The organism is Bradyrhizobium sp. 930_D9_N1_4, assembly GCF_052076015.1.
Classification (GTDB): domain Bacteria; phylum Pseudomonadota; class Alphaproteobacteria; order Rhizobiales; family Xanthobacteraceae; genus Bradyrhizobium.
The window spans coordinates 6,074,736-6,093,687 of the sequence record NZ_CP197236.1; the positions used below are offsets into that span (position 1 = coordinate 6,074,736).

General features: G+C 64.0%; 17 protein-coding genes. 3 read left to right on the forward strand and 14 right to left on the reverse strand.

Features of this window, described 5'->3' with window-relative positions:
• Positions 1-27 precede the first annotated feature (27 nt).
• From AB7532_RS28905 to AB7532_RS28955, 11 genes are all read right to left on the reverse strand, one after another.
• On the reverse strand, positions 28-939 hold the full coding sequence (locus tag AB7532_RS28905; RefSeq protein WP_441238078.1) for a flagellin: 912 nt from the start codon (positions 937-939) through the stop codon (positions 28-30).
• Positions 940-956: 17 nt separating this feature from the next.
• Positions 957-2,729, reverse strand: coding sequence for a flagellar hook-associated protein FlgK (gene flgK, locus AB7532_RS28910; protein ID WP_441238079.1), 1,773 nt, complete (start codon positions 2,727-2,729; stop codon positions 957-959).
• Positions 2,730-2,746: 17 nt separating this feature from the next.
• A complete protein-coding gene (locus AB7532_RS28915) occupies positions 2,747-3,223 on the reverse strand; it encodes a flagellar protein FlgN (protein WP_441238080.1) in 477 nt (158 codons plus the stop codon).
• Between the two features lie 9 nt (positions 3,224-3,232).
• Entirely contained in the window at positions 3,233-3,493 is a 261-nt protein-coding gene (locus AB7532_RS28920) for a hypothetical protein (RefSeq protein ID WP_441238081.1), read from the reverse strand.
• A gap of 3 nt (positions 3,494-3,496) precedes the next feature.
• On the reverse strand, positions 3,497-4,762 hold the full coding sequence (flgE, locus tag AB7532_RS28925) for a flagellar hook protein FlgE (protein WP_441238082.1): 1,266 nt from the start codon (positions 4,760-4,762) through the stop codon (positions 3,497-3,499).
• A gap of 32 nt (positions 4,763-4,794) precedes the next feature.
• Positions 4,795-5,463 (reverse strand): flagellar hook assembly protein FlgD, encoded by a 669-nt coding sequence (locus AB7532_RS28930; RefSeq protein WP_441238083.1) that lies wholly within the window; start codon positions 5,461-5,463, stop codon positions 4,795-4,797.
• 321 nt (positions 5,464-5,784) lie between these two features.
• Positions 5,785-6,057: a hypothetical protein gene (locus AB7532_RS28935; protein WP_441238084.1), complete on the reverse strand. Its 273-nt coding sequence runs from the start codon at positions 6,055-6,057 to the stop codon at positions 5,785-5,787.
• Between the two features lie 168 nt (positions 6,058-6,225).
• Positions 6,226-6,654, reverse strand: coding sequence for a flagellar export chaperone FliS (locus tag AB7532_RS28940; RefSeq protein WP_441238085.1), 429 nt, complete (start codon positions 6,652-6,654; stop codon positions 6,226-6,228).
• 21 nt (positions 6,655-6,675) lie between these two features.
• Entirely contained in the window at positions 6,676-8,352 is a 1,677-nt protein-coding gene (fliD, locus tag AB7532_RS28945) for a flagellar filament capping protein FliD (protein WP_441238086.1), read from the reverse strand.
• A gap of 60 nt (positions 8,353-8,412) precedes the next feature.
• Entirely contained in the window at positions 8,413-9,237 is an 825-nt protein-coding gene (locus AB7532_RS28950) for a flagellin (protein ID WP_441238087.1), read from the reverse strand.
• Between the two features lie 143 nt (positions 9,238-9,380).
• Complete coding sequence (locus AB7532_RS28955; protein WP_441238088.1) at positions 9,381-10,079, reverse strand: RNA polymerase sigma factor; 699 nt, start codon at positions 10,077-10,079, stop codon at positions 9,381-9,383.
• 513 nt (positions 10,080-10,592) lie between these two features.
• Here AB7532_RS28955 and AB7532_RS28960 point away from each other — a divergent pair.
• Genes AB7532_RS28960 through AB7532_RS28970 form a run of 3 tightly spaced genes read left to right on the forward strand, consistent with a single transcriptional unit; the run spans position 10,593 to position 14,951 of the window.
• Positions 10,593-13,007 carry an HAD family hydrolase gene (locus AB7532_RS28960; protein WP_441238089.1) on the forward strand — a complete coding sequence of 805 codons (2,415 nt, stop codon included), beginning with the start codon at positions 10,593-10,595 and terminating at the stop codon, positions 13,005-13,007.
• Positions 13,008-13,067: 60 nt separating this feature from the next.
• Positions 13,068-14,402 (forward strand): hypothetical protein, encoded by a 1,335-nt coding sequence (locus AB7532_RS28965; protein ID WP_441238090.1) that lies wholly within the window; start codon positions 13,068-13,070, stop codon positions 14,400-14,402.
• 12 nt (positions 14,403-14,414) lie between these two features.
• A complete protein-coding gene (locus tag AB7532_RS28970; RefSeq protein ID WP_441238091.1) occupies positions 14,415-14,951 on the forward strand; it encodes a hypothetical protein in 537 nt (178 codons plus the stop codon).
• A gap of 1 nt (position 14,952) precedes the next feature.
• On the opposite strand, the gene AB7532_RS28975 is transcribed toward AB7532_RS28970, so the two are convergent.
• From AB7532_RS28975 to AB7532_RS28985, 3 genes are read right to left on the reverse strand one after another with little or no spacing between them, the layout of a single operon-like run.
• Positions 14,953-16,200 carry an acetyl-CoA hydrolase/transferase family protein gene (locus AB7532_RS28975; RefSeq protein WP_441238092.1) on the reverse strand — a complete coding sequence of 416 codons (1,248 nt, stop codon included), beginning with the start codon at positions 16,198-16,200 and terminating at the stop codon, positions 14,953-14,955.
• A gap of 7 nt (positions 16,201-16,207) precedes the next feature.
• Positions 16,208-17,761, reverse strand: coding sequence for a class I adenylate-forming enzyme family protein (locus AB7532_RS28980; protein WP_441238093.1), 1,554 nt, complete (start codon positions 17,759-17,761; stop codon positions 16,208-16,210).
• A 24-nt stretch (positions 17,762-17,785) separates the two neighbouring features.
• On the reverse strand, positions 17,786-18,952 hold the full coding sequence (locus tag AB7532_RS28985; protein ID WP_441238094.1) for an acyl-CoA dehydrogenase family protein: 1,167 nt from the start codon (positions 18,950-18,952) through the stop codon (positions 17,786-17,788).

Below are 18,952 nucleotides of genomic sequence, written 5' to 3' on the forward strand. Positions count from 1 at the left end.
CGCGGGGAATGACACCGAGCATGTGGCCTATTTCAGGTAGCTCGCCAGATTGATGCTCAGGATCTTGGCGAGCGCCGAATAGGACGCCGTGAGCTGCGCCTGGTACGTCGACAGCTGCGCCGTGATGGCGGCGACGTCGACGCCGGTGAGGTCGTTCGACAGGGTCTCGGCATAACTCTTGTAGTCGGTCTGGCGCGAGCTCGCCGTCTCGATCGAGGACGCGTTGTTCGACAGCCTGGCCTGCACCGCCGCGGTGTCGTCGAGCGCCGTGCCGGCGAGGTCGAGCGCGCTGGTGATGTCCGAGGACGACAGCGAGGTGCTGTTGGCCACGAATTTGAGAACCCGCATCACCTCCTCGAACGCCGAATCGTCGGCGGTGACGCCATATGAAACCGTCTGGTCGGCGGCGACCCGCACCGAGGCGATCTCGTCGTCACCATTATAGTAGCTGGTGTCGGCCGTGGTCAGGGAGCCGGTACCGGACGCGAAGCTCGTGAGATCGACCGGCGCGGTGTCGGTCTTGCCGCCGCCGAACACGTACTGGCCGTCATATTGCGTGTTCATCAGCGAACCCATCTGCTCCAGCATCTGCTGCGCGGTGGTGATCACCGAATTCGCCTCGGTCGAGCTGCCGGTCGTGGCTGCGCTGAGCTGGGAGCGGAGCTGCGTGAGGATGTCGGTCATCGATCCGACCGCCGAATACATCACCTGCACCTTGCTGTCGGCGAGCGTCGCGGCATCAATATAGGATTGCGCGCGGGTCACCGAGACCTGAAGGTTGACGACGTGCTGCGCATCCGAGCCGTAGCCGCCGAAATCGGTCGAGATGACGCCCGTCGATTCCTGGATCTGCTTGTTGGCCATGACCGACTCCACGCGCATCGCGTCGGCGATCATCCTGTTCGACTGCGCGAAGGTGGCGACCCGCATCGCGACCATGAGCCTCCTCCCGGCCGTTACGACTGCACGGCGGACAGCAGCGCCGAGTACATGGTATTGATGGCCTGGATCAATGCGGAAGCCGCGGAATATTTGTTCTGGAGCGTGCTGAGCGTGGCGGACTCCTCGTCGAGGTTGACGCCGGATTGCGAGGACAGCGAGCTCGCATAGGTCGATTGTGCGGTTTCCTTCGCGGTGTAAGTGTCGGACGCCTGCGAGGCCTTGCTGGCGACGTCGGCCACGATGGCAGAGGCGTAATCGGCCAGCGAACCGGTGGTGGCGGCAATCCCGCCGGCGGCGGCGAATGCCCGGGAATCCGTCAGCGCGTCATAGAAAGCGTTGACGACGGTGGCCGATCCCGACGACAACACGGTGCTGCCCACCGTCAGGCTCGACGAGGAGTCCAGCGTCGCCAGTTGCAGCTCGTTGGTTCCGGACAGGATCTTGCTGTTGACCGCGATGTCGGCCGCGCTCGTTCCGGTCACGAGGTCGTTGAGGCCGAAATACTCGGAGAATCCCTCGGCCGAGCTTCCCACCGAGCTCGTCATCTGATTGATGGCGACGCCGTTGCCCGACCCGGTCGCCGTGATCGAGAGATGGCCGTCCGCATCGACCGAGGCCGACAGTCCGGAGATGCCGTTGATGGCGGTGACAAGATCGCCGACCGTGGAATAGGACGACAGGTCGAGATCGCCAAAGGAGACCAGATTGCCGCTCTGGTCGGCGACGGCAAGACGCACCGTTCCGGTGGCGGACAGCGCCGTGCTGCTGGTGACGCTGGTCGTCCCGGTGAGGCTCGTCGGCGCCGGCACCGCGGACGCGCTGTTCGAGACGCTGTTAATCGCGGAAGCCAGCTGCTGCGCGAGCTGGTCGAGCTGCGACTGCGCATTCGTCAGGGTCGTGTCTCGGAGCGTGACGAGCGCGCCGATGTCCCCGCCTGTAATCTGCGAGGTGATGTCGACCCCGTTCACCGTGATCGCGCTGAAGCCGTTCGACGAGGCGCCAGGCGTATAGCTCGTCGCCGCCGTCACATTGGCCGCCGCAGTATAGCTGATCGTATGCGCGGAGCTGTCGACCAGCGCCTGGCCGGACTTGGTGTAGATCTGAATATCGCCGTTCGATGCCGTGAAATAGTTGATGTTCATCTTGGACGCGAGGTCCTGGAGCGCGGTGTTGCGCTGGTCCTCCATATCCGCGGTCGACTGGCCGGCCGCCGCCGTCTGCTTGATCTGCGCGTTCAAATCCGCGATCTGCTGCAAGTCGGTATTGACGTCGTCGATCGAGGACGCGATGTCCTGGTCGGCATCGGAGCGGAGCTTCTGGATGCTGCTCGACGTCTCCCGCAACTGGCTCGCGACGTCGTCGAGCGCGCTGACGACGTTGGATTGCAGCGAGGCACTGCTCGGCGTACTCGCCAGCGACGACAGCGCCGATTCCAGCGAGGCGATGCTGTTTGCAAGTGACGTCCCGGTCGACGAACTGTCGGTGCTGCTGGTTGAGCCGTAGAGTTTTTCGAGCGACGTCAGGTAGGTGTTGGTGGTATCGGCGGAGCCGAGATCTGAAGTCGCAGAGATCAGCGACTTCAGCAACAGCTTATCGACCGTCGAGGTGATGCCCGTCACCGTGACGCCGGTGCCGACACCATTGGTGACGCTGCTCGACTGGTTCGCGGTCTTCTTGGTATAGCCCGTGGTGTCGGCGTTCGAGATGTTCGACGACGTCACGCTGATCTGCACGGACGTCGACGACAGTCCACTGAAGGCGATCGATCGTGCGATATCGAGAGACACGGGCGGCTCCTCGCTGGTCAGGCGCTGCGGCTGGTGCCGCTGGAAACGGCGCGGGCGGCGGCGACGCGACCGGACGCGCCATAAGGCGACACCGCCGCGATCTGCTCGCGGATCGCCTGCATGACGGCCTCGATCCGGCGGTTGCTGGCCTCGATCGCCGCGCGCAGGCGCACCAGATTCTCGTCCATTGCGATACGCAGCTTCAGGATCCGCTCCATGAGCTGCTCGCGCAGGATCCGGTCGCGCACGTTGAGACTGGTGGTCCCCGCCGCGCATTCGGCGACGGTCTGCTCGAAGATCTCCGCCAGGCGGTTCTTCTCGTCGACCTGCTTCAGGCGCGAGGCCGGCAGGCCCTTGGCGAGCTCGACATTCTCCTCGGCGACCAGCGCGGTCAGCGTATCGATCAGCGTGATCAGCGACTTGATGCTGATATCGCCGTTCGCGGCGTTGGTCCCGGCAATTTGGCTTTTGGCTTGAACTACGGTCATGGTCATTGCCTTCTTCTAATTATGCCGTTTGCCGCGGTCGGCCTGCGAACTGCGCAGATATGCGCCGATCGCGGTCGTCCTGACGGTCGCCTGTCTCATCTCGCCCTCGATCTCCGCGCATTCCCGCAAGAGACCGCGCCGTGCCGTCTCGAAATCGTCGATCAGGGCAAGCAATTGCTTCCGATCATTCCCTTTGACGACTGACGCCCGCGCCACCAGCCGCTTCAGCCGGCGCAACAGCGCTTCTCCGGCCGCGCTCGCTTTGTCATCGCGCATCGCTCACCTCATCGCCGAGATCAGGGTGTCGTACATCTTGTTGACGGTGGAGATGACCTGGGACGCGGCGGAATAGGCCTGCTGCGCCGAGATCATGCTCGAGAACTGGCTTGAGGTGTCGGTGGTCGAGGATTCCAACTCGCTGCCGTAGATCGTGCCCGCACCGTTCTCTCCGGAGGCCTGTAGCGCGGCATTCCCCGACGTCACGGTCGCCGAGTAGAGCCCGTTGCTGGCCGCGGAAAGACCATTCGGATCGGCGAAGGTCGCCACCGCGATCTTGTAGATCGCGATGGTCTCGCCGTTGGAATAGGTGGCGTCGACCACGCCGTCCTTGCCGATCGAGACGCTGGACAGCTTGCCGTAAGACAGGCCGTCGGAGTCGATGCTGGTGACGTTGACCGAGGGCGTGGTCTCGCCGGAGGCGTATTGTGTCAGGCCGTTGGTGCCGCCGACCGTGCCGAGGTCCATGGTGATGGTGCTGTCGGCCGCGCCGTCGGTCCAGCCCGTGACCGAGACGGTTGCCGGGTCCGGGCTGGTGCTGGCCAGCGAGCCATCGCTGTTGAAGGTGATGTCGATGGTGCCGGACGCCGTGCCTGTCGCGGTCGTGGTATCCGACGACGAGGTCGGATTGGCAAAACTCGCACTCCAGCTGTTGGTGCCGGTCTTGGTCCACGTGATCTGCATCGTGTTTGCGGCACCGAGCGAGTCATACGCCGTCATCGAGCTGGTATAGGTGTCGCCGGTCGCAGCATCCGACGGCAGATTGGCCGCGATCGTGGTCTTGGTGGTGGCGCTGCCGCTGGTCGAGGCGATCTGGGTGTTGATGGCCGAGAGGTTGCTGGCCGACTCGCTGCCGACGACATTGCCGTCCGCGTCGGTGCGCCAACCCTCGAGGTAGCTGCCGTTGTTCTCGAGATAGCCGGCATTGTTGATCGTGAAGGCGCCGTTGCGGGTGTAGGACGTGATGCCTCCGGACGCGGCGCTGGTCACCACGAAGAAGCCCGTGCCCTGGATCGCAACGTCAGTGGCGTTGGAGGTCGCGGCGAGCAGGCCCTGCTGGGTGATGTTGGCGCGGCCCGAGATGGTGACGCCGCCCGACGCATAGGAGGTGGTGTTGCTCGAGGCGGTCACGAGCGCATCGAACATCCCCGACGTCGTCTTGTAGCCGGTCGTGTCCGAATTGGCGATGTTGTCGCTGATCATCGACAGGGACTGGCTCTGCGCGCTGAGCGCCGAGATTGCCGAAGACAATGCACCGGTGAGACTCATGATGAAACTCCGAGGAAATCAGGGCGTTGAGATCAGGACGTGACGCCGAGGATGTTGGCGGCGCTGACAGCGACGCCGTTCACCGTGAGTGATGGCGTGGAGGTCGAGGTGTCGATGCCGGTCACCGTGCCGGTGACGGTCGTGTAGCTGAGCACCGAGTTGCCGGCGGAGTTCGTCGCGGTCACCGAGACGGTGTACTGGCCGCCGTCGGCGAGCTGGGTGCCGCTGGAGTCCTTACCGTCCCAGGTGAAGCTGTTTGAACCGGAATTTCCGGTCCCCGTGCCGGTGTAGACGACGTTGCCGGACGAATCCGAGATGCTGATCGACACGTTCGAGGCGGCCGCAGACAGCGAGTAGCCGAACGTCGCCGAGCCGTTGCTCAAGGTCGACGTGTCGGACTTCGCCTCGACGGTGTGGCCGATATAGTTGACCGAGTTGAGCGTCACGAGACTCGAGAACGAGCTCGCAAGCGAATTGAGGTTGGAGTTGATCGACTGCTGCGAGGTGAAATTGGCGTAGGAGGAGAGCTGATTGACGAGGTCCGTGGTCGAGGTTGCATCCAGCGGATTCTGGTTCTGGAGCTCGCTGACCAGCAGGGTGAGGAAGTCGCTGGATGTCAGCGTCGAGCTGGACGACGTGCTCGACGATGACGATGTCGTCGTGGTCGCGCTCGTTGCAGAACTCGTGGCGGAAACGGTCATCAGAAACTCCGGCTTTCTTGCGCTGCCGGAGACGAGATGTCGGTCGGCTGCGCTTGAAATCTGTGTGCTGATGAAACGGGTGGGCGCGGGGATTCAGGCGGGGATTCACGCGTGCGAAAACCGCTTTCGACACGGCAAAATCTGCCGTGTCGTGCGTTAGCGATGCGAAGATTTTAGCGTTGGGAGTGCGGAGGCTTCCGCAACGTCATGGCCGGGCCTGTCCCGGCCATCCACGACTTGCCACGCAGCACCGGAAACGTGGATGCCCGGGACAGGCCCGGGCATGACGACGTCTTGTAATTCGATGCAAGAAAAAGCCCTTCAGCTCCCCGCCGTCTCGCCTTCCGTGCGCGGCTCCGCGGGGTCGCCTTTCATTTTCGCAGCGGCGGCGGCGATGCGGTCGGCGAGGCCTTTGGGGGCACGGACGGGAGGCGCTGCGAGCGCCTGACGCAAGGTGCGCGCCTCGTCCAGCAGGGCTCGCGCAGCGGGGGAGCCCGCCAGCAACTCTTCGGCGGGCAAACGCCGATCGTCGGGCCAGAGGGAGAGATCCTCGCCCAGCCGATCGATCAGTTCCTCAAACTCGGTGACGTCCATCGCCCGCCGATCCCGCCTCGGTCAGGCCACGTCATAAAGCATTGCAGGCACGGCGGAAACCCGATTTCAGCGGTTTCACGCGCCAAAGGCGCCCGCAGCACTACGGAAAGCGGCCGAGACGGCCGGCCGGGGAATCGCCCACCCTCAGGATGGGGCAGCCCGTGCGCTTCAGCCCCGGGGGGCCGAATCGGCCGGCACGGCCTTGCTGCCGCGCGACGTGGCGTCGACCTGCTCCCAGGCCTCCCGCAGCTCAGTCAGCCCGGCGACGATGCGCTCGTAGTTTTCGCGCGCACGCGGACGACCGAAAGCCTTCAGGCTCGCCAGGATCAACGCGTTGTAGGTCTGGAACATCCGTTCCGCCACGGCCCCGCCCCTAGTGAAATCGAGATTGTGGCTCAGCCCGCGCAGGATCGCGGTCGCCTTCATCAGGTATTCGTGGCCCTCCTCGAAACGGCGCGCCTCCTGCGCGGTGACCGACTTCTGAAGGAAGGTGATCGTGCCGCCAAGCAGCATCGAGATCGCCTTGAGCGGCGGCACGGTCGTTGCCGCTCCCCGATAGGCCTGGTTGGCCATGTACGCCATCGGATTATGCATCATCAATCACTCTGTTTCACACGATTAGTCGCTCGATGAATTGAGCAGGGCTTTGAGATAGGTCAGTGTGCTGTTGGCACTCTCGATCGCCGCCTGGTATTTCGCGTATTGCGTCTGGAGTTGCGACTGCAGGGTCGCGGCGGCGCTGTTGATGTCGTCGACCTTCTGCTGGAGATCGTCGTCGCGCGTCGTCAGATTGGTGATCAGCGTTTGCAATACGCCGGTCGTCGACGAGTAATTCTTTGCGATCTGATAGAGCTGCGTGGCGATGCCCGAGGTCGACGTCACCGTGATCGACTGCGAGGTCGAGCCGCTATAGGTGAAGGCCATGCCTGCATAGATCGAACCGGAAGCACCGATGATCGTGTTTCCGCTGACCGTGAAGAGCGACAAGTCGCCGCCGACCGAAGCCGAGGCGAGATTGCCGTCGGAATCGACCGACAGGTCCAGCGTGAAGGATTGCGGCGACGTGCCCGTATTGACGACGCTGAGCTGGCTCGACGACGTCGTCGTCTGCGCCGACAGCAATTTGGTCACACCGCTCAAATTCGTGCTCAGGATGTCCGACAGCGTGCTGGTGTCGAGCTCGAGCTCGTTGTTCTCGTTGAATGACAGGCCCAGATCGGCCATGGTCATGCCGCCCACCGTGCTGTTCAGGGCGTTCTGAAGCGCATCCATGATGTTGCGCATGGTTCCGTCGCCGAACAGGACCGCGCTCGAATCTGCCGTGCCGTCGGTTGCGGTCGTCTGCTGGGCGATGACCTCGTCGCGGAAGGCATTGTAGTTGGTGACGAACGTCTCCACCGCAGATTCGATCTGGCTGGTGTCGGTCTCGATGCTGACGTTGAGCGACGTTCCGTCCGGCGTCGCCTGGAGCAGGCTGAAGGTGACCCCGCTCAGGACATCGGAGATGTCGTTGGTGTCGCGGGTCATCGAGATGCCGTCGAGCGTGAATTCGGCCGACTGGGCCTCCTGAATGACGTTGGTGAAGCTCCCCGAGCTGTCGGTCACGCCCAGCTCGTTCATGATGTCGTCGCCGGACGTGCTGGAATAGGTGATGTCCGCTGCATCCTCGGTGCCGGTCAGCACCATCTGGTACGACGTGCTGGAGACCTGCACGATCGAGGCCTGGACGTTGGTCGTCGAGGTCTGGGCGTTGATGGCGTCGACGACGTCCTGGAGCGACATCGTGCTGGTGACGGTGATGTCGGATGTGCTGCCACCCTCCAAACCGATGGAGAACGTGCCGGAGTAGCCAAGCTCGTCGGTCTGGCTCGATTGCGAGGTGCCGGATATCTTGTTTGCGGTGGCGAGCTGACCGATCGTCAGCGTGTGATCGCCGGTGGCCGCCCCGCTCTTGATGGTCATGGAAAGCGCCGAGGAGGCGCTGACGTCGCCGGTGGAACTGATGCTCGCCGAGCGCGTCGCAAAGGCACTGGCGGACAACGAGTTGACCACCGCGGTCGAAAGCGACGCCAGGCCCGAATACAACGTCTTCAGATCGGTCTGGAGCGTCTGATAGGCCGAGATCTTGGCCTCGTTGTTCGTGATCGTGGTCGAGATCGTGTCCGCCTGCGCGGTCTTCGCGTCGACGGCGGCCTGAATCAGCGCCGACCAGTCGATACTGCTCGAATTGGTGGTCCCGCTCGTGGTGACGGAGACGCCCGAACTTGCGCTGCTGGTCGAACTGACGCTGGTCACTTTGCCTGGTCATCCCTGGTAGGAGCGGGCCGGCATCATGCCGGCCCGCCCGGGTCATCATCAGCCCAGCAGCTTGAGCAGGTACTGGGGCATCTGGTTCGCGGCAGCCAGCGCCGACACGGCGGCCTGGGTCTTCACTTCCGCGGAGGAAAGTTTGGACTGCTCGGCCGCGATATCGACGTCCTTGATCGCCGAATTTGCGGATTGCAGGTTCTGGGTCTGCGTCGAGATCGAGTCGGCGCTGAAGTTGAAGCGCGATTCCTGGGCACCGATGCTGGCGCGGGCTGCCGAGACCGTGTCGATTGCCGTGTCGAGCGACGTCAGCGCCGAGGTTGCATCCGACAGCGAGCTGACGTCGAGCGAGGAGACACCGAGCGAGGACGCGGTGAGGCTGGTGAGCGTGATCGTGATCGTGTCCGAGCCGGAGGAGCCGACCAGAACCGAGACGCCGGAGGCGAACACGCTGGAGCCGTCGAGCAGGCTCTGGCTGGAGTAGCGGGTGCCGGACGCGATCGAATCGATTTCGTCCTGCAGCTGCGAGAATTCCGAGTTGATGTAGGCGCGGCTGGAGTCGGTCGTGGTGCCCGACGCGGATTCGGAGGCCAGCGACTTCATGCGGGCGAGAATGTCGGAGATGTTCGAGGCGCCACCGTCGGCAGTCTGGAGGATCGCGTTGGCCTGCGAGGCGTTGGTCGCGGCCTGCTGGAGCGTGGTCACGTCCGATGAGATGCGGGTGGAGATCGCGAGGCCGGCGGCGTCGTCGGACGCGGAGGTGATGCGCGAGCCGCTCGACAGCTTCGAGAGCGAGCTGGTCTCCTGCGAGGAGTTGATGTTGAGGTAGCGGACCGCGGCGTTGGCGGCGGTGTTGGTATTGATTGCGGGCATTGGAAACTCCTGTGCTGATGGGCAAGCGTGCCGCATCGTTGAAATCGACTTACGACGACGCGGACCGCAGCCCCGTCCGTTCGCTCAAACGGCGGAGTGCAAGGAGATCAGGCGCGAAAATTTTCGCGGAGCAAATTTTATGGTTAGCAATCGGTAAACGCGGTGCGGATGTCGCGTTCGTGCTTGCGAAGCAGCTGACGAAGCTGCTGGCGGCCGCGCTTGAGCAGCGACTCCACGGCAGCCACCGTGGTGTCCATCACCTGGGCGATCTCGCCGTTGCTCATGTTCTCGTGGTACGAAAAGATCACCGCGATGCGCTGCTGCTCGGGCAGGCGCTGCATCGCGAGCTCCAGCATGCCGTTCAGCTCGTTGCGTTCGATGATCTCGACGGCGCCCGGCTGATCGTCGGCGACCTCGGGCACGGTCTCGACATTCTCGTTGCGCGGCTTGCGGCGCAGATCGATGCAGCGGTTGGAGATGACACGGTAGAGCCAGGTCGAGAACTTGGCGCGGCCGTGCTGCCAACGACCACGATGGCTCCAGATCTTGAGCATGGTGTCCTGCACCACGTCCTCGGCGTCCGCCGCGTTGCCGACGATGCGCAACGCGATCGCATAAGCGCGGTCGATGTGCCGCTCGACCAGCATGCGGAACGCAGCCTCGTCGTCGGCCGCGAGCTTGTCCAGAAGCTCACTGTCCTCGTCGTAGACGATGTCGGCGGCAACAGGCGCGCTATCGGGCGCGAGCGGCACCGACGGCATCACCGGCACGATCGCATCGACCGGCACCGTTGTCGTGATCTCGGCCTCGGCGGGAGCCCAGACATCCGCAGCGTAACTCATCCCGCAACCTCCAACCCGCAATGCCGACGGCGCACATGCCACACGGCTTCCAGGCGTTGAACGCAGGGCCAAAACATTCCAGGCGGAGATTTTTTGTTATTTTTCAAGATGTTAGCCGGTATCTTTTGCCGAGCATCGGGCAATAATTGCCGACTGCGCGATGCTTTCGCGCGTCACAGCTGCAATCATCACATCGTCTCGCGCCATGGCGGATCATCCATCCTGAACAGATGTCGTTGAGAGAAAACGCTGACATTACGCGGCACTAGGTGATCGAACGCGGCGCAGGCGAAGCGCATCAGGAAGCGATTGTTTCCGAGTGTGAACGAACGCGAGACGACTTCTGCACTCGGCAATTTTTTCCGAATCACCTTTTTCGAACCTAGCGATTTTTTTGAATCTGTCAGTCGCGACGAACGCGATTTTGAATCGCGCGTGAACTTTTTTCGTTGTCGAGGCGCCTGACTCCGCGCAAGCGCACGTTAATCATCATGGTGGACGGGGAATTGTCGCATGAAGATCGCAACGGCCGGGCTCGAGCCCCGCGCGCGAATTGTTTCTGCTTGGTCGTTCGATGTTTTCGATACATTTCTGCTTCGCGCCTGCACGACGCCGGATGGTGTGTTTGAAAGGACTTACGAGCTATCGGGCATTTCAAGAACTTGTCCGGATGTTTCCGCGAGTTTCGTTCAGCATCGAATCCAGGCCGAATCGCGCGCGCGGCGGGCCGCGAAGGAGAAGCGCGGCGGAAGCGAAGTTCACATCGACGACATCTATTCGTTGTTTCCGTTCAATCTGTTCGGCCTCGCGCGCAGCGATCTGAACCATCTCGTCGAATCGGAATTCTCGGCGGAGCTCGAGCTCTGCCGCGCCAATCCGGACATGTTCCGGCAATATCTGGACATGAAGCGGGCCGGCCACCGCGTCGGATTCATCTCCGACACCTATTGGGATTCCAGCCGGCTGGGGCAATTGCTGCGTGCGTGCCGTCCCGGCCTGACGTGGGATTTTCTCTATGCCTCCTGCGACCATGGCAGCGGCAAGAGCGAGGATCTGTTCGCGAAATACCTGACCGAGCAGGGCATCGACGCCGGCGCCTCCGTCCACATCGGCGACAATGAGCGCGCGGATATCAAGGGCGCGCGGCGTCACGGCATTCGTCCGCATTACTATCCCCAGGCCTCGCGGGAATTGGCCTCGAAGCTGCAACGTGAGACCGCGCTGTTCGAGCTGTTGTGCCCGGGTGCGCCCTCGCGGCTCGATCAGGGTTCGCGCACGCTGCGGCGGATCATGGCCGCGCGCAGCGCCGAGAAATCTCCGGCTTTCCACCTCGGCGCGACGGTGCTCGGCCCTGTGATGACCGCCTTCGACGCCTTCGTCGCCAGGCGCTGCGAACAGGTCGCAGGCGACGGCCGAAAGGTCGCCCTGGGCTTCCTCGGCCGCGACGGCTTTCTGCCGCACCGGATCTGGCAGGAGCTGCACGGCACGAGCTCCGCCTATCTCGAAATCAACCGCCGTGTCGGCCTGATGGCCTCGGCCGACACGATGCAACCGCTCGTCGACTTCCTCCCCAGCATAGCGAAGCTCGACGCACCAACGTTCGGCGAAATGGTCAAGGTCCTGCCGCCGAAAGTCGCGGCGTTCTTCGCGACATCACCCGATGGCATCGTGACCGGCCGGGAGCTCGCCGAGGCGTTGCCGACCTTGATGGAGACCAGCGATCTTCTCGAGCTCGCCGTAATCCTGCGTGCACGACTGCTCGCCTATATGCGCCACGCGATACCGGATTTCGACGACTGTACCGACCTCGTTCTCGCCGATCTCGGCTATTCCGGTAGCGTCCAGAAGGCCTTGCGACGGGTCTTCGACCAGGAAGGGATCAGGATTCGCCTGCATGGTGCTTATCTTCTCTCTCTCGACGATTCCTTCGTCGACCTCGCCGAGGACGATAGCGCCGCAGGCTTCATCTCCGATCTCGTGGTCACCCCTCACGTCAAGCGCATGCTGGTCCGCAACGTCGCGCTGCTCGAGCAGGCCTGCTGTTCCGCCGATGGCTCGGTGCGCGACTATGACGGCGATCAGGTCCTGCGCGAGATCAACCCGCATTCCGCGACCCAGATGGCGCTGACCGCCGAACTCCAGGCCGGGGCCCTCGCCTTTGCGGCGAGCGCCGGGGACGTTGCGCTCGACTTCTGTCTCAGCCCGTATGCCGCACCCGACGTCGCCGCACGCTGGAGCGCCGCGACGCTGGCGCGCCTGTTGCTGCTGCCCGATGACGACGAGCTGGCGCTGCTCGGCGGCCTGCAGCACGACGTCAATCTCGGCACACAGGCGCTGGCGCCGATGCTCGACCGCGATTTCGTCCGCAATCAGATCACCGCCCGCGGCCTCTCCGCCGCCTGTACGTCGGCCGGGCCGCCGATGTGGCTTGCAGGCAGCTTCGCACTGATGTCGCCGTCCTACGCCTATCTCTATGCGCTGTTCGGCGCCAACCGCCTGCCCGCCGACGTCTTCGAAGAAAGTCCCTGCGGGGTGGTTCAGGTCGGCTTGTTTCGTGCCGATGGCGAGGCGAGTCTTGAATCGGCCGCCGTCCACCGGACCGGCCTCGGCGAGATGCGCGTGCGCATTCCGGTCTCGCGTGCGATGGGCATCGCCATGATCGCGCTGCCGCTGCCGAAATTCGCCGCGGAGGGCCTGCTGCACGGCGTGACCATCCAGTCCGCCGACGACGTGCGCGACACCGCCGAGAGCCAGGACGTGCTCGCCATCACAGCCGAAAGCCTGGTCTATGCCGGCATTCAGCGAAACGGCGACCATTATCGCGCCGAGAGCGAGGATGGCTGCCTGCTGATCCCGGTCGCCCCGATGACGCAGGACATCGCGGTCTATTCCGTGGCCATCACGCCACTCGGATCCAATCCCAAATAGTCCGCCTGATCGTGTCACCAGCGCCGTTGAAGACCAGGGGCTTGAACCGGGGGCACGGAATTGACGGACGGGACGCACGAAAACCTTGATCGGCTGCTGCTGACAGGCGGTATCAGGCTCGGCCGGCCCCAGCGCGATCGCCTGGGCTGGTTGGTCGGCGCGTACGGCGCGCCGACGCTCGACAATGCGCCCGACATCAGGCGAAACGGCGTCATCATTCTCAAGGAGCCGCTGAGCGGCGCCGCGGCCGAGCTGTTCTACCGCTCGCTCAATCCCGGCTGCGCCGTCGTCATCCCCAGAAGCGAGAATCCCGGCTTCGACTTCCTCAAGTCCAAGCTGACCGAGTTCGGCACCGTCGGCCCCTGCGGCGCGGACGGCCCGCACGAGATGTGGTGGGGCGGCATCGGCTGGTCGAAACTCCTCACCGCTGCCGATACATCCACTGCCCGCCCCCGCATCGTCTCCTGCTATCCGCGCGGCGGCGACGCAACCGCGGCCTTTACGCTGCGGCACTCGCTCGAGCGGTTCGACCTCGACTGCCACATCGAGCCGATTGAAACGCAATTCGGCGACCGCCTCCTCTGCTTCGAGAAGGCCGAGTTCATGATGCGGATGTGGAACAAATACCGCGAGCCGCTGCTGTTCGTCGAAGCCGGCGCGACCTTGCGCGAAGCGCCGCTGCTGCCGTCCTTCGTCGGTTGCGACGTCGGGCTCCACAAGTGGAATCGCTGGGAAATGTCCGCGCGCACGCTCTATCTCGGCCGCACCAAGCGCGCCGAAATGCTGCTGCACGCCTGGCAGCAGCTCGCCGCGTCACATCCCGCGATCTGGGAGGGCTATCTGCTCGACCAGGCCTGGAGCCTGACCTCCTCGCAGGTGCCGCTCGACACGGTCTGGCTGCCGCGCTCCTATCACGCGCTGAAGGGCGACCTCGGCGCGCTGCGCGCCACGATCCTGCATGACCAGCAGACGACGACACTGGAACTCGGGCCGGATCCCGCCTTTGCAGGCATCGTGCGCTCGGCCCGCCGTGCCGGCCGCACCGGCGCCCGCGATGCCTTCATGGTCATGACCGCCAAGTCCGAGATCGCGAAGCCCGAGACCGCAAACGGCATCGCCGTGATCCTGCGCGACATCTCGGCCAGCGATGCGGGCGCGATTGCTGCGACGGTGGAAGCCGTGACCGGTGCCTACGCCGCCGATTGCGGCGGCTACGGCCGGCTCGAGCTGTCGCTGTGCGCCTGGCAGGAGGACGTCGGCGCCGCGCGCGATGCCGCGGCACAGGCGCGCTACCGCATCCTGGAGATCGCGCCAGGGCAGCGCATCGCCAACGATTTCTTCGCATCCCACGCCACTGAAGATGCGGTCGTGACCGCCCGCCATCTCTTTCCCTGAGGAATTCCGTCGATGCTCAAGACCATCATCCTGCTCACCGACACCGTGCAACAGCAGCAGCCGCTGGCCAATCTGCTTCGCGAGCACAATCGCGACCTCGCCTTCTGCTCGGCGCTACGCGCATCGGACCTCGGCGCGATCGACCCGGACGTGCTGAGCGAGGCCCGGCTGGTGTCCTTTGCTGCCGACATCGCCGTCTCCGAGAAATTCCTCTTCCGGCTCGGCTACGGTGCTTACAAATTCTATGCTGCGCCGACCCAATATCCGGGCCTGCCATCGGCACCGGCCGAGAGCGACGATGATCCGCATTGCTACTCCGTGATCGCGCAGTCGATGACGATCTGGCCGGATTTCAAGAAAGTGGTTGGCCTGGAGACCGTGACGATCCCCAACGGCTCGGTCCCGGCCGAGCGCGAGCGCCTGGTGTTTTCCCGCCTCGCCCATCTGTTCTGGCAAATGTCCGGCATGATCGCCGGCGAGGCGATGGACATTCCCGGGATCATTGGATCCGGCGAGAGCCAGCGTCCGACGTTTGCGATGATGAATTAGGCTAACCCGCCAGACCGCGAAGTTGCGCCGACAGCGCCTCGCGGTGCCCGGGCGCCGCGATCGCGATCATGCGACGCGCACGCTCGGCAAGGCCGCAGCCGCGCAGCTCGGCGACACCCCATTCGGTGACGATGGCATCGATATCGGCACGGGGTGTCGTCACCGTCTCGACATCGGCAACGATCCGGCTGGTCCCGTCGGTCGCTGTCGCCGGGAGCGCGATGATCGCCCTGCCCCCGGGCGATGCATTGGCTCCACGCACGAAATCAAGCTGTCCGCCGATGGCCCCGATAGCGACACCGTTCAGCGTCTCGGAATTCACGCTGCCGTCGAGCCCGACCTGGAGCGCCGAATTGATCGCAACCAGCCGGTTGATCCGCGCCAGCATGTTCTGGCCGTGCGTGTAGGACGTCGGCCGCACCGCGACCTCCTTGTTCTCGTGCACGAAGCGGTAGAGCCGCTGCGTACCGATCACCTGGTTGGTGACCGTAATCCCGGGATCGATGCCCTTTTCCGCATTCGTCACCGCGCCGCGCTCGATCAGATCGACGACGGCATCGTTGATCAGCCCGGAATGGATACCGAGATTGCGCGCATGCGACAGCGAAGACAGGATCGCATCCGGAATTCGACCCACGCCGAACTGGAGGGTGCTGCCATCGGCGATCAGGCTTCCCGCGTGCGCTGCGATACGGCGCGAGATCTCATCGAGCGGCGGCGAGGCCAGTTCCGCCGGCGGTCTGCGGGCAGTCACGCGGAAATGGATCGGCACGTCGCCGGGCCATTCGGCGCCAAACGTAAACGGCGCATCCGGATTGATTTCGGCAATGACGACGCGCGCGCCGCGCGCAGCATCGATCATATAGTCGTTGGAGAGGCTGGCGCTCAGCCGTCCCTCTGATATCGCGAGCTGCACCAGCACGACATCAGCCTTGTGGCGCCGCGAGGCGAAGTCGGCACAGAAGGCGCTGTAATTGCTCGGGATCACGTCGAGACGCCCCGCCTTCGCAAGCCGCCGCGCATTGCCGATCACGCCATAGCTCTGGAACGAGACGTTGGGCGCGCAATCCGCGGAGAACGTGTCGGAGAAGACCGGCCCAACCATCATGCGGAAGGGCGGCAGACCTGCCGCCTGCGCCATCAGCGCTTCCGTCAGGGTGACGGGCTCCGCCGTCGCCTGCCCGCAGACGACGAGATCGCCTTCACGGATCAGGCCGGAAAAATCGATCGGCGCCGTGAGCTCGGGCATGACTGCGTCAGTTCATCGGCGCAAGGCCCGCGGAGGATTCGCCGAGTAACGTCCGCAGCTCCGTCTTCACGATCTTGCCGTAGCTGTTCTTGGGCAGCTCGCCGGTGAGATAATAATGCTTCGGCCGCTTGAAGCGTGCGATCCAGGCGTTGCACATCTGGTCCAACTCGTCCCGCGTCACCGCCCGCCCCGCGATGGGAACAACGATTGCCACCACCTCCTCGCCCCATTCCGGATGCGGCCGGCCGATCACCGAGACTTCGGCGACGGCCTCATGCCGCAGCAGCACTTCCTCGACCTCGCGCGGATAGATGTTGGTGCCGCCGGAGATGATGACGTCTTTGGAACGGTCCTTCAGGGTGAGGAAGCCATCGGCGTCGAAAGCGCCCATGTCGCCGGTGTAGAGCCAGCCGTCGCGCAGCGTGTTCGCGGTGGCGTCCGGGTTCTGCCAGTAACCGGACATGACGGTGTCGCCACGCACGATGATCTCGCCGACCTCATCAGCCGCGACGTCCCGCCCCGCCTCGTCCACGGTGCGGACCTGCACGACACCTTGCGCGATGCCCACCGAAGCGAGCCGCTCCTCATGACGCGGATGACCGGCATCCTCATGCATCGACTTCGGCAAATAAGTGATGGTCATCGGCGTCTCGCCCTGACCGTAGATCTGCGCGAGCTTCGGTCCGAACACGGCCAACGCCGCCTTGCAATCGGCGACATACATGGGACCGCCGCCATAGATGATCGTTTTCAGCCCCGGTGCCGTCGCACCCGAAGCTTCCGCCGCGACAGTCAGGCGCCGTACCATGGTGGGCGCGGCGAAGAAGGAGATGCCGTCGCGCTTCGAGGTCAGCTCAAGAATCTCGTCGGGTTCGAAGCGGCCGCTCTCCGGAATGATCTGCGCGCCCATGCCGAGCACATGCGGGACCATATAGAGGCCCGAGCCATGCGACATCGGGGCTGCGTGCAGCAGTGTCTCGCCCGGGACGACCGGGTTGATCTCGGCGAGATAGTTCAACGACATCGCAAGCAGGTTGCGGTGGCTCAGCACCGCGCCCTTGGGCCGACCGGTGGTGCCGCTGGTGTAGAAGATCCAGGCGGGATCGGTGATCGCGATGTCGGCAATGGCGATGCCTTCAGCCTTCTCCAATCCGCGGTACTCGGCCGAACCGATCTCGACGATACGCGGCTTGGCCGTGCCGAGCGCCAGCGCTTCCGACGCGACGCTCGCCATGTCCTCCGTCACCAACACGACCGCAGCACCTGAATTGTCGAAAATAAACGCGACTTCGCGCGGATGCAGCTTTGCGTTGATGGGAACGGCGACCAGCCCGGCATGCCAACAGGCATAGAGGCAGGCAACGTAATCAGGCACGTTCTTCATCAGCAGCGCCACGCGCTCGCCCCGGGCGAGGCCGAAGCGCTGTTGCAGCGACGCAGCCAGCGAGGCCACCGTCGTCGCTAGCCGGCCGTAGTCGGCGACCGGCGTCAGTCCTTTAAGCAAGGCAGGCGCGGACGCGTCGGCCTTGGCTGCACGCAGGAGATGGTGAGCGAGGTTCATGGCAATCCTGCCGAACGCGCGAACTCAGTAGGACTTGGCGAGGCCCAACACCTTCTCTGCAATGAAACTGAGCGCAAGCTGCGGGCTGACCGGCGCGATGCGCGGGATCAGGACTTCGCGCAAGTAACGCTCGACGTGGAACTCCTTGGCATAGCCAAATCCGCCATGGGTCATCACGGCTTGCTCGCAGGCGTGGTATCCGGCCTCGCCCGCAATGTATTTCGCGGCATTGGCGGCGCCGCCGCAGGGCATGCCCTTGTCGTATTGCCACGCCGCCGACATCACCATCAGCCAGGCTGCTTCAAGCTCGACCCAGTTCACCGCCAGCGGATGCTGGATGCCCTGATTTTTGCCGATCGGTCGATTGAAGACGACGCGCGTCTTGGCGTATTCGGTCGCGCGCGACAGCGCGAGTTTTCCCAAACCGACCGCCTCGGCCGCGATGAGAATTCGTTCCGGATTCATGCCTTCAAGAATGTACTGGAAGCCCTTGCCTTCCTCGCCGATCCGATCCTCCATCGGAATTTCAAAGTCCTCGAAGAACAGCTCGTTGGAATCGACGATCTTGCGGCCCATCTTCTCGATCTCGTGGACCTTGATCTTGTTGCGGTCGAAATCGGTGTAGAACAGGCTCAGCCCATGGGTCGGCGAGCGCACCTCCTCCAGCGGCGTGGTGCGCGCCAGCAGCAGGATCTTGTGCGCGACCTGCGCGGTCGAAATCCACACCTTCTGGCCGTTGACGATGTAGCGGTCGTTCTTGGCCACGGCGCGGGTCTTGAGCTGGGTGGTGTTGAGGCCGGTATTGGGCTCGGTGACGGCGAAGCACGCCTTCTCGCGTCCCTCCACCATCGGCGGCAGCATGCGCTTGCGCTGCTCCTCGGAGCCGAACACGACGACGGGATTGAGCCCGAACACGTTGATGTGCACCGCGGACGCACCGGACATGCCAGCACCGGACTCCGCGATCGCGCGCATCATGATCGCGGCTTCGGTGATGCCGAGTCCGGAGCCACCATATTCCTCCGGCACGCAGATGCCGAGCCAGCCGGCATCGGCCAGCGCCTTGTGAAAGTCATGCGGAAAGCCGCCGTCATGGTCCTTCTTCAGCCAATAGGCATCGGGAAAGCCTTCGCAGATCTTTGCGATGGCATCGCGAATGGCTTCCTGCTGGTCGGTGAGCGCGAAATCCAT

Bases quoted from the DNA above. Each gene is read 5' to 3' on its own strand.
- AB7532_RS28935 (WP_441238084.1), bottom strand. From the start codon at position 6,057: ATGGACGTCACCGAGTTTGAGGAACTGATCGATCGGCTGGGCGAGGAT.
- AB7532_RS28975 (WP_441238092.1), bottom strand. From the start codon at position 16,200: ATGCCCGAGCTCACGGCGCCGATCGATTTTTCCGGCCTGATCCGTGAA.
- AB7532_RS28985 (WP_441238094.1), bottom strand. From the start codon at position 18,952: ATGGATTTCGCGCTCACCGACCAGCAGGAAGCCATTCGCGATGCCATC.
- AB7532_RS28950 (WP_441238087.1), bottom strand. From the start codon at position 9,237: ATGCCCGCAATCAATACCAACACCGCCGCCAACGCCGCGGTCCGCTAC.
- flgE (WP_441238082.1), bottom strand. From the start codon at position 4,762: ATGAGTCTCACCGGTGCATTGTCTTCGGCAATCTCGGCGCTCAGCGCG.
- AB7532_RS28905 (WP_441238078.1), bottom strand. From the start codon at position 939: ATGGTCGCGATGCGGGTCGCCACCTTCGCGCAGTCGAACAGGATGATC.
- AB7532_RS28915 (WP_441238080.1), bottom strand. From the start codon at position 3,223: ATGACCATGACCGTAGTTCAAGCCAAAAGCCAAATTGCCGGGACCAAC.
- AB7532_RS28940 (WP_441238085.1), bottom strand. From the start codon at position 6,654: ATGATGCATAATCCGATGGCGTACATGGCCAACCAGGCCTATCGGGGA.
- AB7532_RS28970 (WP_441238091.1), top strand. From the start codon at position 14,415: ATGCTCAAGACCATCATCCTGCTCACCGACACCGTGCAACAGCAGCAG.
- AB7532_RS28980 (WP_441238093.1), bottom strand. From the start codon at position 17,761: ATGAACCTCGCTCACCATCTCCTGCGTGCAGCCAAGGCCGACGCGTCC.
- AB7532_RS28960 (WP_441238089.1), top strand. From the start codon at position 10,593: ATGAAGATCGCAACGGCCGGGCTCGAGCCCCGCGCGCGAATTGTTTCT.
- AB7532_RS28930 (WP_441238083.1), bottom strand. From the start codon at position 5,463: ATGACCGTTTCCGCCACGAGTTCTGCAACGAGCGCGACCACGACGACA.
- AB7532_RS28955 (WP_441238088.1), bottom strand. From the start codon at position 10,079: ATGAGTTACGCTGCGGATGTCTGGGCTCCCGCCGAGGCCGAGATCACG.
- AB7532_RS28920 (WP_441238081.1), bottom strand. From the start codon at position 3,493: ATGCGCGATGACAAAGCGAGCGCGGCCGGAGAAGCGCTGTTGCGCCGG.